General features: G+C 73.6%; 11 protein-coding genes. 5 read left to right on the forward strand and 6 right to left on the reverse strand.

What is annotated here, in order from left to right:
- Positions 1 to 5 precede the first annotated feature (5 nt).
- On the reverse strand, positions 6 to 341 hold the full coding sequence (locus ABZ128_RS18010; RefSeq protein WP_356849399.1) for an ATP/GTP-binding protein: 336 nt from the start codon (positions 339 to 341) through the stop codon (positions 6 to 8).
- A gap of 230 nt (positions 342 to 571) precedes the next feature.
- Between ABZ128_RS18010 and ABZ128_RS18015 the strand changes: the two genes are divergently transcribed.
- Positions 572 to 1,591: an LLM class flavin-dependent oxidoreductase gene (locus tag ABZ128_RS18015; protein ID WP_356849400.1), complete on the forward strand. Its 1,020-nt coding sequence runs from the start codon at positions 572 to 574 to the stop codon at positions 1,589 to 1,591.
- A gap of 132 nt (positions 1,592 to 1,723) precedes the next feature.
- On the opposite strand, the gene ABZ128_RS18020 is transcribed toward ABZ128_RS18015, so the two are convergent.
- Positions 1,724 to 2,116 carry an SCO5389 family protein gene (locus ABZ128_RS18020; RefSeq protein WP_226724241.1) on the reverse strand — a complete coding sequence of 131 codons (393 nt, stop codon included), beginning with the start codon at positions 2,114 to 2,116 and terminating at the stop codon, positions 1,724 to 1,726.
- 219 nt (positions 2,117 to 2,335) lie between these two features.
- On the opposite strand from ABZ128_RS18020, the gene nucS reads away from it, so the two are divergent.
- On the forward strand, positions 2,336 to 3,007 hold the full coding sequence (gene nucS / locus ABZ128_RS18025; RefSeq protein WP_356849402.1) for an endonuclease NucS: 672 nt from the start codon (positions 2,336 to 2,338) through the stop codon (positions 3,005 to 3,007).
- A gap of 681 nt (positions 3,008 to 3,688) precedes the next feature.
- Here the strand turns inward: nucS and ABZ128_RS18030 are convergent.
- The 3 genes from ABZ128_RS18030 to ABZ128_RS18040 all read right to left on the reverse strand — a co-directional run bounded on the left by ABZ128_RS18030 (position 3,689) and on the right by ABZ128_RS18040 (position 7,584).
- On the reverse strand, positions 3,689 to 6,061 hold the full coding sequence (locus tag ABZ128_RS18030; RefSeq protein WP_356849403.1) for an ATP-binding protein: 2,373 nt from the start codon (positions 6,059 to 6,061) through the stop codon (positions 3,689 to 3,691).
- A gap of 186 nt (positions 6,062 to 6,247) precedes the next feature.
- Positions 6,248 to 6,571, reverse strand: a complete 324-nt coding sequence (locus tag ABZ128_RS18035) for an STAS domain-containing protein (protein WP_133896866.1) — start codon at positions 6,569 to 6,571, stop codon at positions 6,248 to 6,250.
- Between the two features lie 164 nt (positions 6,572 to 6,735).
- Complete coding sequence (locus tag ABZ128_RS18040; RefSeq protein ID WP_356849405.1) at positions 6,736 to 7,584, reverse strand: 3-hydroxyacyl-CoA dehydrogenase family protein; 849 nt, start codon at positions 7,582 to 7,584, stop codon at positions 6,736 to 6,738.
- A gap of 627 nt (positions 7,585 to 8,211) precedes the next feature.
- On the opposite strand from ABZ128_RS18040, the gene ABZ128_RS18045 reads away from it, so the two are divergent.
- On the forward strand, positions 8,212 to 8,784 hold the full coding sequence (locus ABZ128_RS18045) for a cob(I)yrinic acid a,c-diamide adenosyltransferase (protein WP_356849406.1): 573 nt from the start codon (positions 8,212 to 8,214) through the stop codon (positions 8,782 to 8,784).
- Here the strand turns inward: ABZ128_RS18045 and ABZ128_RS18050 are convergent.
- Entirely contained in the window at positions 8,781 to 9,332 is a 552-nt protein-coding gene (locus tag ABZ128_RS18050; RefSeq protein ID WP_356849407.1) for a hypothetical protein, read from the reverse strand. The two genes, ABZ128_RS18045 and ABZ128_RS18050, sit on opposite strands and share 4 nt — an antisense overlap.
- A 180-nt stretch (positions 9,333 to 9,512) precedes the next feature.
- On the opposite strand from ABZ128_RS18050, the gene ABZ128_RS18055 reads away from it, so the two are divergent.
- On the forward strand, positions 9,513 to 10,730 hold the full coding sequence (locus ABZ128_RS18055; protein WP_356849409.1) for a histidine kinase: 1,218 nt from the start codon (positions 9,513 to 9,515) through the stop codon (positions 10,728 to 10,730).
- Positions 10,727 to 11,404 carry a response regulator transcription factor gene (locus ABZ128_RS18060; RefSeq protein ID WP_356849410.1) on the forward strand — a complete coding sequence of 226 codons (678 nt, stop codon included), beginning with the start codon at positions 10,727 to 10,729 and terminating at the stop codon, positions 11,402 to 11,404. Before ABZ128_RS18055 ends, ABZ128_RS18060 begins: the two co-directional genes overlap by 4 nt.
- The last annotated feature ends 128 nt before the right edge of the window (positions 11,405 to 11,532 follow it).

An 11,532-nucleotide genomic window follows, 5' to 3' on the forward strand; every position in this document is an offset into this window, starting at 1 on the left:
CCTCGTCAGTACCGAGGGGCGTTACGGGACCGCTGCACCCGCGAGGTGCGGCGGTCCTTCGCGTTCCAGCAGGCCTTGTGCCAGTGGCGGCGGTCGTCGACGCCGCCGTACTCCGGCCAGGCCACGAGGTGCGGGGTGCCCGAGGGGATCTCCTGGTCACAGCCCGGGCAGCGGTAGCGCTTGCCCGCCGCGCTCGCGCCCGCGACGTGCCGGACCTTCCACTCCTCGCCCTGGTACTCCTCGGTCCGTTCCAGCCCGAACCGGTCCAGGCCGCCCGTGCCCGGGTCCGGACGGTCGGCTGGATTCCCGCCGCCCCTGGGGCGGTTGTGGCGCGGTGACACGTATACCTCACGAATGGGCGGACGGAAGTGACTTTCTTCCAGACTACGCGCAGCGAGGGCGGGTACCCGCAGGGTGGCCGGCAGAGGCAGCCCGGAGGGCGACGACTGGCCTGACTATCCCAATAACTTTCCTGTCAGGCCGTGCCTTTGGCACGTGTCAGACGTTGTTGCCGTCAGAAGAACCGGTCCACCTGGGGGAGGCCGCGTCAGCCACGAGGAGGCTAAAGGCGATGCGCGTAGGAGCGTTTGTACTGGCGGCCCAGTTCCCGGGCCAGGGCCAGGGGGAGGCGCTGCACCGGGCGGTGCGGACCGCCGAGGCGGCCGAGGAGGCCGGTCTCGACGCCGTCTGGCTCGCCGAGCACCACTTCGTCCCGTACGGGGTGTGTCCCTCGGCGGTGACCCTGGCGGCCCTGCTGCTGGGCCGGACCAGGCGGCTGCGGGTGGGCACGGCGGTGAGCGTGCTGCCGAGCACGCATCCGGTGGCCCTCGGCGAGCAGGCGGCGCTCCTGCACCTCACCGCGGGGGGCCGGTTCACCCTGGGGGTGGGCCGGGGCGGGCCGTGGGTGGACCTGGAGGTGTTCGGGGGCGGCCTGGACGCGTACGAGAACGGCTTCCCGGAGGCGCTGGACCTGCTCCGGCGCTGGCTGGCGCAGCCGAGGGTCTCGGCCGACGGCGAGCGGTACGGCTTCCGCGAGGTGGCCGTCGTCCCGCGCCCGTCGGAGGCGCTGGACGGGGACGGATCCGGGCCGGAAGTGATCGTCGCCTGCACCTCCCCCGCGTCGGTCCGGCTGGCCGCGGAGCGCGGGCTGCCCATGCTGCTCGGGATGCACTGCGGTGACGAGGAGAAGGCGGAGATGGTCGCGCTGTACCGGCGTACGGCCGCGGCGGCGGGCCACCCGCCGCACGCTCCGCACGTGTCGGCGGGCGTGTGCCAGCTGGCGGACCGGACGGTGGACGCCAGGGAAACCCTGATGAAATCGATGCCGGGCTGGCTGAAACAGGGACTGGACGCCCACGTGACGGTGGACGGGCGGCTGCGCACGATGCGTGACCCGGTCGCGTACACGGAGTTGCTGTGCGATCTGCATCCCGTGGGGACCCCGCGGCTGGCCGCGGACCGCTTGGCGGCGACCTCCGAGCGGACGGGCATCACCCGGTTCGCGCTGCTGACGGAGGGCTCGGGTGATCTCGCCGCGACGGAGGAGAACGTACGGCGCCTCGGCGCCGAGGTCCTGCCCCGCCTCGGCTGAGAGCCCGGCCGGAATGCTGCCGCTCCGGTATCAGTGCACCTCCCGCGATGGATACGGAGCGGCAGCGGAGTACGGGTTTGCGGGTGGCGCGGTGGGACGGTGGTGCTGGTCCGGCTGGTGGTGCCTCCGGTCCTAGCAGTCCCGCAGCTCCGGCGACTGGTTGAGCAGCTGGCCACGGATCGACGTGAACTTGGCCAGCCTGTCGTCCACCGAAGGGTCCAGCGGGAAGACGGCCACACGGTGACAGTTCTGGAAGGCCAGCCGCACCCCGAAGTGCCGCTGCAGCGCACCCCTTATCGCGTCACTCGCGAGGGCGCGGAGCAGCTGCCCGCGCGCCTGCTCGTCGGGCGGCGGCGTCTGGTTGTCGGCGAACTCTCCGCCGTCGACCTTCAGCTGGGCCACCAGCGAGCTGATCATCTCCCAGGCATAGGGCAGGGAGGTCCGGACGCAGTCGACGAAAGCGGCTTCGTCGACCTCGCCTCGCTCGGCCTGTTCGAGTAGGGCCGGTGAGACGTCGAGCGACATGGGTTCTCCTCTCGCGACCCCGGCGTTTGGGTTGCCGGAGTCTTACGGGCAGGGAAGGAGGCCGCGACGCAGCGTGCACGCTCGGCAACCTCCTGCTCACCACGGTAGGCGCCCCTCGGGTGCCGCACCAGGAGAATGCGCATACAACGCGCCATCGGCGAAGGGGGCTTTCGGGGGCGAATCGCGTGGAGGCGGGTCGGTCGAGTAGCGTTGCCGACCATGCGTCTCGTCATTGCCCGCTGCTCCGTCGACTACGCGGGCCGGCTCACCGCCCATCTGCCCTCGGCACCCCGTCTGATCCTCGTGAAGGCCGACGGCAGTGTCTCGATCCACGCGGACGACCGGGCGTACAAACCGCTCAACTGGATGTCGCCGCCGTGCACCCTCAAGGAGGGGAGCGGGGATGACGCCGGCGTCTGGACGGTGGTCAACAAGGCGGGCGAGAAGCTCATCATCACCATGGAGGAAGTCCTCCACGACTCCTCCCACGAGCTCGGCGTCGACCCGGGCCTGATCAAGGACGGCGTCGAGGCGCACCTGCAGGAGCTGCTGGCGGACCGGATCGACACGCTGGGCGACGGCTACACGCTGATCCGGCGCGAGTACATGACGGCGATCGGCCCGGTGGACATCCTGTGCCGGGATGCCTCCGGCGGGACGGTGGCGGTGGAGATCAAGCGCCGCGGCGAGATCGACGGCGTCGAGCAGCTGACCCGCTACCTGGAACTGCTGAACCGGGATCCGCACCTGGCGCCGGTACGGGGCGTGTTCGCGGCGCAGGAGATCAAGCCGCAGGCGCGCGTACTGGCCGCTGACCGCGGGATGGACTGCGTGGTCCTGGACTACGACGCCCTGCGCGGCATCGAGGACGACAAGCTCCGCCTGTTCTGACGGACCGAGGCGCGGGCCAGGGCCCAGGCGGGCGGGCGGCCAAGGCCCGGCGGGCGGGCTTCGCCGGGTGTGGTGTCGTTGCCCGGGAGCGGGGCGGGGCCACTCCGGAAGTTCGTCTCGGCTCGCGGACCTAGCGGGATCGCGAACGGACCCGGCGGTGACCGCTCATCCTCGACTCACCACCGCAGTGTCCCCACCCGCCCGCACATCTCGCGGCCCGGCCCCCGCAGCGGGCCACGGACGGTCGTCGGACGCCAAGCCGGGAGGAGCGCGTAGCGATCTGAGGCGATGGTGGCCTCTCCCGCCCCCGATGGTCATCTCATTGGCGTCGGCTGCGGCTTGACCCGGCCGGGGCCCGGCATAGGGGGGCTATCGGCCCCGGATGGGGAACTGGCGACGGGACACGGCCCGCCCATCGCCGACGGGCCCGTCCCGGAACACGTACCCCCCGGCCATTCCCCGGGGGCTTCCCGGCAGTCTGTTGTCTTTCCGGGGCGGGCCGGGCAGTCAGGGGTGGCCGCAGGCCATCGCGAAGCGACGCGACGAAGGAGCGCCCTTGACGGCCCGGCCCACCCCGGAAGGACAGTGGACTGACGGGACGCCCCCGGAACCCCACCGACCCCGCCCGCGGGCATCCCGCCCCCACGCCACCGCCCCGCCTACCGACCCCCACCCCCGGGGTTACACGGTGGACGACGGTACGGGGGCCGTCGTGGTCGGGGCCGTTGGCGTCGGGGTCGGGTCCGGCGGGCTCGGCTGCGGGGGCGTCGGGGACGGCGGCGTCGGCGTCGGCGGCGTCGGGTTGCCCCCCGACGGCCGGGACGGCGGCGGGGTCGACGACGGCCGGCGCGAGGGCGTGCGCGAGGACGGGGTGGCTCCGGGAGGCTGCTCCGGCTGCGCGGCCGTGGATTCCGGGGCCGGATCCGTGGCGCCCGGCGCCGGCGCAGGAACGTTACCGCTACTCTCCGGCGCCCCCGGCAGGGACGACGTCGGGGTCGACGACACCGCCGGGCCGCCGCCGGTCGGCGACTCGGAGTCCGACGAGGACATCGCCAGGGCCACCACCGTGCCCAGCACCGCCACCGTCACCGCTCCCGCCGCCGCCAGCAGCGCCGGCTTGCGGCGCGACTGCCGGGCCGGCGGCGGCTCGGGCCGGGCGATCGGCGCGGGCGCCGGCTTCGGGTTGAGGGGGAAGGCCTCCTCGAACACCTCCGACAGCGTCGCCGGGGTCTGCGCCCGCTTGGTCACCGGTACCACCGGCGCCACGCGCGCAGCCACCGGCAGGGCCGCGGTCACCGCCTCCGAGGACCGCGGAGCCGCCGGCGGAGCCACGGGGGCAGCGGCCGGCGGCTCCAGGCGCAGCGGCGGCGACACCTGGACGCCCGCCGCCTCCCGGTCCGCGACCAGCGCCAGCGCCCGCCGCCCCGCGACCGTGCCCCGCTTGTCCGCGAGGGCGCCGCGCAGCCCGATCGACGCCTCCAGCTCGGCGCGCGCCCGGTCCAGCCGGCCCTCGCACAGCGCGAGCACCCCGAGTTCGTGGTGGAAGTACGCCTGCTCCGCGACCTCCCCCGCCTTGCGCGCGGCCTCCGCGCCCGAGCGCAGCACCCGCTCCCACGCCTCCCAGTGCCGGGAAGCCGCGAAGGCCGGCGCCGCCGTCCGGGCCAGCAGCACCGCGGCCACCACGTCCGCTCCGGCGAGGGCCGCCACCACCGCCTCGGCCTCCGCCGCGACCCGCTCCGGGGCCACCGAGGCGTGCCCGGTCCACCAGGCGTAGTGGCGGGCCGCCGTACGGGCCTCCTCCGCGGCGGTGTCCCCGTACCCGGCCTCCTCCAGCTGCCGGGCCACCCCGGCGGCGAGCCGGTAGCGGGTGCCGACCGGGGTCACCAGCCCCGCGGCCAGCAGTTCGGCGACGGCCGCGTCCGCGTGGGTGTCCCCCACCAGTGCGGGCAGGTGGGCGTGGTGCGGCAGTTCACCGCCGAGCGCGCACGCGATCCGCAGCGCCGCCCGCGCCGATTCGCTGGCCCGCGAGGCCAGCAGCTCGGCGGGGGCCGCGCCCTCGGCCAGCGTGGGCAGGGGCACGTACGCGGCGTCACGCGGCCGTTCCTCGAAGACCCCGGGCTCCTCGTCGTCGTCCTCGGCCGAGAGCCGGTTCAGCTCGTCGCGCTGCCGCAGCAGCGCGGCCGCCTGCACGAAGCGCAGCGGCAGCCCCTCCGAGGCGAAGCGCAGGTCGCCCGCCCAGGCGGTCTCCTCGTCGGTCAGTGCCCGGCCGAGGCCGGCTTCGAGCAGTTGCAGGCACTCGGTGCGGCCGAGGCCGCCGAGGAAGACCTCTTCCAGGTGGGAGTCGTCGGAGGGGGCCCGGGTGTCGGGCGTGGCGGCCAGCAGGTAGGCGCATTCGGGGGTGGCGCGCAGCAGCTCGTCGAGGGCGCTCCCGCCCATCTCCAGGTCGTCGAGGAGGACGATGGCGCCGATGTCGCGTACGCGGGCGAGGAGTTCGATCCGCTCGGGCCGTTCCAGGGAGGCCTCGAACACGGCCGCGTACAGCGCCTGGAGCAGCTCGCCCGGCTGCTGGTGCCCGTGGCCGCTGAGGCGTACGACGCCGTCGGGGGCCATGCCCGCGCAGTCGGCGGCGACCGCGTCGAGCAGGGCGGTGCGGCCGGATCCGGCGGGGCCGGTCAGCCGTACGGAACGGCCCCGGGCCAGCAGTCGTACGAGCCGCTCCCGTTCCTCCTCGCGCCCCAGCAGCGGGGCGGCCGGGCCGGCCGCCCCGGGCAGGGCGGGCGGACGGGCGGCGGCGTCGCGGGCGGTGCGGGAGGCCGCGTCGCGCTTGGGCGGGCGGCCGCCGCCGGTGCCGGGGCGGCGGGGCTCGATCTCGCTGCCGTCGACGGGGTTCACCGTGAGGGTGAAGTCCCCGGCGGTGAGGGTGACGACCCGCGCGGCGGGCGCCGGGGAGGAAGCGGAGGGCCCCGCGGGCGCCGGCGGTACGGGTCCTTCCGCCGCCCCGGCTGCTCCCTTGGAAGGCTCCTGCGGATGGGCCTGCCCCTGTGTACGGTCCATGACCAAGTCCCCCGATCGCGCCCTGCGCCTCGCCGTCCTGCCGCCCGGCCTTCGCACATGCCGCTGTCGCTACTGGTCCGGTTTCCGCCCGAACCCTAGACGGTGGCCGGTCGTACGGGGAACCGCAGGGGTGCCATCACCACCGGACCGTTACGTTTCCGCAGGAAACGCAAACGGAATCCGGCCTCAGACCCGCGGGAGGGATTCCGCTTCCAGGCCGCCCTCGATGGCGAGGATCCGGTGCAGCCGGGTCGCGACGAGGAGCCGCTGCATCTGCGGCGGCACCCCGCGCAGGACGAGGCGGCGCCCCGTCCGGCCGGCCCTCCGGTGGGCGCCCATGATCACGCCGAGGCCGGTCGCGTCCCAGGAGTCGAGCCCGGTGAGGTCGAGGACGAGGTCGCCGTGGCCGTCGTCGAGGGCGGCGTGGAGGGCCGTACGGGCGTCCGCCGCGCTGCGCACGTCGAGGCGGCCCCCGACAGCGAGTTCGGCGTGGTCGCCCCTGATGTGCATGTGTGCTCCCGGCAGTCCTGCGTACGTATGGTCCGACTGGTCCGTGGTCGACAACTTTCACTGCAACTGACTGCCACGCGGGCAGGGAAGTTGCCGACCGTGAGCGAACCGATACCTAATTCACCCGTGCGGGTGCTGGCATTCGAACTAGGGCGCTCGATCGCTCAGTGCTTGTAGAAGCCCTGCCCGGTCTTGCGGCCGAAATCACCCGCGTCCACCATGCGGCGCATCAGCTCCGGCGGCGCGAACTTCTCGTCCTGGGACTCGGTGTAGATGTTGCTGGTCGCGTGGAGCAGGATGTCCACGCCGGTGAGGTCGGCGGTGGCCAGCGGGCCCATCGCGTGTCCGAAGCCCAGCTTGCACGCGATGTCGATGTCCTCGGCGGACGCCACGCCCGATTCGTACAGTTTCGCGGCCTCTACGACGAGTGCGGAGATCAGACGGGTCGTCACGAAACCGGCGACGTCGCGGTTGACGACGATGCACGTCTTGCCGACGGACTCGGCGAACGCCCGGGTGGTGGCGAGGGTCTCGTCGCTGGTCTTGTAGCCGCGGACCAGCTCGCACAGCTGCATCATCGGGACGGGCGAGAAGAAGTGCGCGCCGACGACCCGCTCCGGACGCTCCGTCACCGCGGCGATCTTGGTGATCGGGATGGCGGAGGTGTTGGACGCGAGGATCGCGTCGTCCCGTACGAGCTTGTCGAGGGAGCGGAAGATCTCGTGCTTGACCTCAAGCTTCTCGAAGACGGCCTCGACGACGATGTCGACGTCGGCGACGGCGTCGAGGTCGGTGGTCGTGCTGATGCGGGCGAGCGCGGCCTCGGCGTCCTCCGCCGTCATCCTGCCCTTGGAGACGAACTTGTCGTACGAGGCCTTGATGCCGTCGGTACCGCGCGTCAGGGCGGCGTCGGTGACGTCGCGCAGCACGACGTCCCAACCCGCCTGAGCGGAGACCTGAGCAATCCCCGAACCCATCAGTCCTGCACCGATGACGGCGAGCTTCCCAGCCACTGCACACCCCTCGTTCTCAAACGGCCCGGTCTCATGGCCTCTCCGGCGGAGACTAGCGCTCGCGGGCGGCGGTGGGACCGTGAAGTAACACGCGTCACGTCTCAGATGACGGACATCACACCGGTCCGGCCCACCGCCCGGGCCCCGGCGCGGAGTTCACCCGCCGATACCGGCGGGCCCCGCCGCGGATGCGTTGCTCCAGCTCCTCCGGCCGGCCGGCCTCCCGTGCCACGTCGCGCGTGGCCCGGGTCCGGGCCATCCGGCCGCGGACGACGAGGCAGCACACTCCTCGCGGTGCCGGGCCGTCAGGGCCGGACCGCGCACAGCCTGCGGGAGACCACGGACAGGGTGGCCTCCGCGTGCAAGAGTGCGTCCGGCTCCGCCCGCGTCCGGCGTCCGGCGGCCCGGTCCTCGGCCACCGGGTCCTTGACGTGGTCGCGTACCGGGGCGTCCTCCTCGGCGGGCCGCAGCGCACCCGCGGCAGGGGTGCGTCCGCCAGGTGCTCCGCCCGGATCCGCAGCCGGAGCCCCGCGTCAGCGTCCGCCGCCCCGGGCTCCCCCCGCTCCAGCGCCTCGTGGGACCGGCCGGCGCGTGGGGTTTTCCGGGGCGGCTCATTACGCTGGCCGCATGGTGAACCTCACGCGCATCTACACCCGCACCGGCGACAAGGGCACGACCGCCCTCGGCGACATGAGCCGTACGGCCAAGACCGACCTGCGGATCTCGGCGTACGCCGACGCCAACGAGGCCAACGCGGCCATCGGCACCGCCATCGCCCTCGGCGGCCTGCCCGCGGAGGTCGTGAAGGTCCTGGTCCGGGTGCAGAACGACCTGTTCGACGTCGGCGCCGACCTGTGCACCCCGGTGGTGGAGAACCCGGAATACCCGCCCCTGCGCGTCGAGCAGTTCTACGTGGACAAGCTGGAGGCCGACTGCGACCGCTTCAACGAGGAGTTGGAGAAGCTGCGCAGCTTCATCCTCCCCGGCGGCACCCCCGGCGCGGCCCTGCTGCACCAGGCCTGCACCGTGGTCCGCCGCGCCGAGCGCTCCACCTGGGCCGCGCTGGAGGTGCACGGCGAGACGATGAACCCGATGACCGCCACCTACCTGAACCGCCTGTCCGACCTCCTGTTCATCCTGGCCCGGACGGCCAACAAGGAGCTCGGGGATGTGCTCTGGGTGCCCGGGGGCGAGCGCTAGCGCCGGACCTCGGCCCCCGCGGGGGCCTTGCGCGGCCAGATCGAGTAGGTCGCCGCGACGACGGTGTGGATGACGAGCACCCGCAGGGCGGCGAGCTGCCAGGCCCGCAGCCCCTCGGTGTCCGCCGCGTCGCCCGCGTACCAGACCGCCGCCTGGAGCAGTCCGAGCGCGACGACCGCTGCGGCCAGGGTCCGGATCCACAGCTTCCACTCGTGGGCGGCACGGGCCTTGCCGTACAGCGGGCCGGGGGGCCGCGACCCCTCTCCGAACCGGTACGCGGCGTGCCGGTCGAGCCATTTCACCGTGTAGGGGCCGTATCCGACGGTGTAGCCGAGGTAGAGCGCGGCGAGCCCGTGCGTCCAGCTCGGCTCCCCGCCGTTCTTCAGGTCCAGGGTCGTGGCCACGAGCAGCGTCAGCTCCAGCAGCGGCTCGCAGAGCAGGACCGCCGCTCCCAGCCTCGGCATCCGGGCCAGGTAGCGCAGGGCCAGCCCCCCGGCCAGCAGCACCCAGAAGCCGATCTCGCAGGCGATGATCAGGGCGACGAGCACGTGGCTCCCCTTCCGCTCGGTTCCTCGAAAACACCACTCGTTCCAGGGTCCCGGCCGCCGCCCCGCTCCTCCTCGTCGCGGGAGACGAAGAGCGACTGCATCCTTCGGTGTAGTGCGGGGGCCCGGCCCTCCACCGCCGTACCGAGGCCGGCTCCTCCCCGCACCGTGTTGGATGGGACCGTGACCAGGACCGCCGCCCCGCATCCCCCCTCCCGGCAGCGCGCCGTCTTCCGGCCGCACCCCCACGACGTCCTGCTCGCCGCGCTGAGCGTCCTCGCGGGGGTGGTGCTCTGGGCGCTCGGCATCTACAGCACCGGCAACCGGCACTTCTTCCCCGCCTGGGCCGCCCTGGTCCCCCTCCTGGTCCTCGGGGCCGTCGGCCTGCTGCGCCGCACCGCCCCCCGGGTCACGGTGGTCGTCGGCACGGTCGGGGTGATCGCCGACCAGTTCACCGTGGGGAACCTGGGCACCGTCCTGATCTTCACGGACCTGATGTACGCGGCCGTGGTCTACGGGAAACCCTCGATGGCCCGCCGGCTGCCGGTCTCCACCGGCCTGGTCACCGTCGCCGTGACCATCGCCTCCGTGGCCTGGCTGCGCACCCCGCAGGCACTGATGATCGGTGTGATCACCGGCATCGTGAGCTTCGGCCCGGCCCTGACCGGCGCCACCCTGCGCAACCACCGCGAGGCGGCGGAGGCCGCCCGGCTGCGGGCCGAGCAGACGGCGCTGCTGGCCGAGATGGACCGCCACCAGGCGGTGGTCGCCGAGCGCGCCCGGATGGCCCGCGAGCTGCACGACATGGTGGCCAACCACCTGTCCGCCATCGCGATCCACTCCACCGCCGCCCTCTCCATCGACTCCCCCGCCACCAGCCGGGAAGCCCTCGGGGTGATCCGGGAGAACAGCGTGGAGGGGCTGGCCGAAATGCGCCGGTTGATCGGGCTGCTGCGGGACGCGGGGGCCGAGCAGGAACCGGCCGCCACCCCTTCGCTCGCCGGACTGGACGCCCTGCTGGGGCAGGCCCGGGTCAACGGCTCGGCGAGCGGGCTGGACTTCGTACTCCGCGACGAGCGGCCGCCCGGTCAGCCGGTCCCGGCTCCGGTGGAGCTGGCCGCCTACCGGATCGTTCAGGAGTCGCTGACCAACGCCCTCAAACACGCGGCGCCGGGCACGGTCCGCGTCGGGGTGTCGCATGCGGACGGGCTGCTGACCGTACGGGTGGACTCGCCGTACGGGGACCGGCCGGGCCCCCGCGCCCCCGGCTCGGGCGCCGGGCTGGTCGGCATGCGGGAGCGGACGGAACTGCTGGGCGGCCGGTTCGAGGCGGGCCGGGCGGGATCGCTGTGGCAGGTGCGGGCGGTCCTGCCCGCGGAGGAGAAGGCGGTGGCCGGATGACGATCCGGGTGGTGGTGGCGGAGGACCAGAGCGCGGTACGGGCCGGGCTGGTGCTGATCCTGCGCAGCGCCGGTGACATCGAGGTGGCGGGCGAGGCCGCGGACGGGGAGGAGGCGGTGCGCCTCGCCCGGGAACTGCGGCCGGATCTCGTCCTCATGGACGTGCAGATGCCGCGGCTGGACGGCGTGTCGGCGACCCGCCGGGTGGTGGCGGAGGGGCTGGCCGACGTCCTGGTGCTGACCACCTTCGACCTCGACGCGTACGTGTTCGGCGCGCTGCGGGCGGGGGCTGCGGGCTTCCTGCTGAAGAACGCGGAGGCGGCCGAGCTGATCGAGGCGGTACGGACCGTCGCGCGCGGCGAGGGTCTGATCGCCCCGGCGGTGACGAGGCGGCTGATCGCCGAGTTCGCGGTTCCGCAGGCCGTACGGCCCTGTGTGCCGCCGGAGCGCGCCGCGGCCGTGGCCTCGCTGACGCGCCGGGAGCGGGAGGTGCTGGGCTGCCTGGGCGAGGGGCTGGCGAACGCGGAGATCGCGGTGCGGCTGGAGATGGCGGAGGCGACGGTGAAGACGCACGTCAGCCGGCTGCTGGCGAAGCTGGAGCTGCGCAGCCGGGTCCAGGCGGCGGTGCTGGCACGGGAGTTGGGGCTCCAGCAGGACTCCGGGGAACCGGGCTGAGAGGAGGTCTGGACCTCTTGACGCTTGGTCCAGACCTTTCTACGCTCGCCGCAACTGTGGTGAGCGTGGCATGACAACACGCTCACGGGCGGCGCAGGTCCCATCCCCAGTCGTAGTCGGCTGCTCGG

Source organism: Streptomyces sp. NPDC006326, assembly GCF_040612915.1.
In the GTDB taxonomy this organism is placed as follows: domain Bacteria; phylum Actinomycetota; class Actinomycetes; order Streptomycetales; family Streptomycetaceae; genus Streptomyces.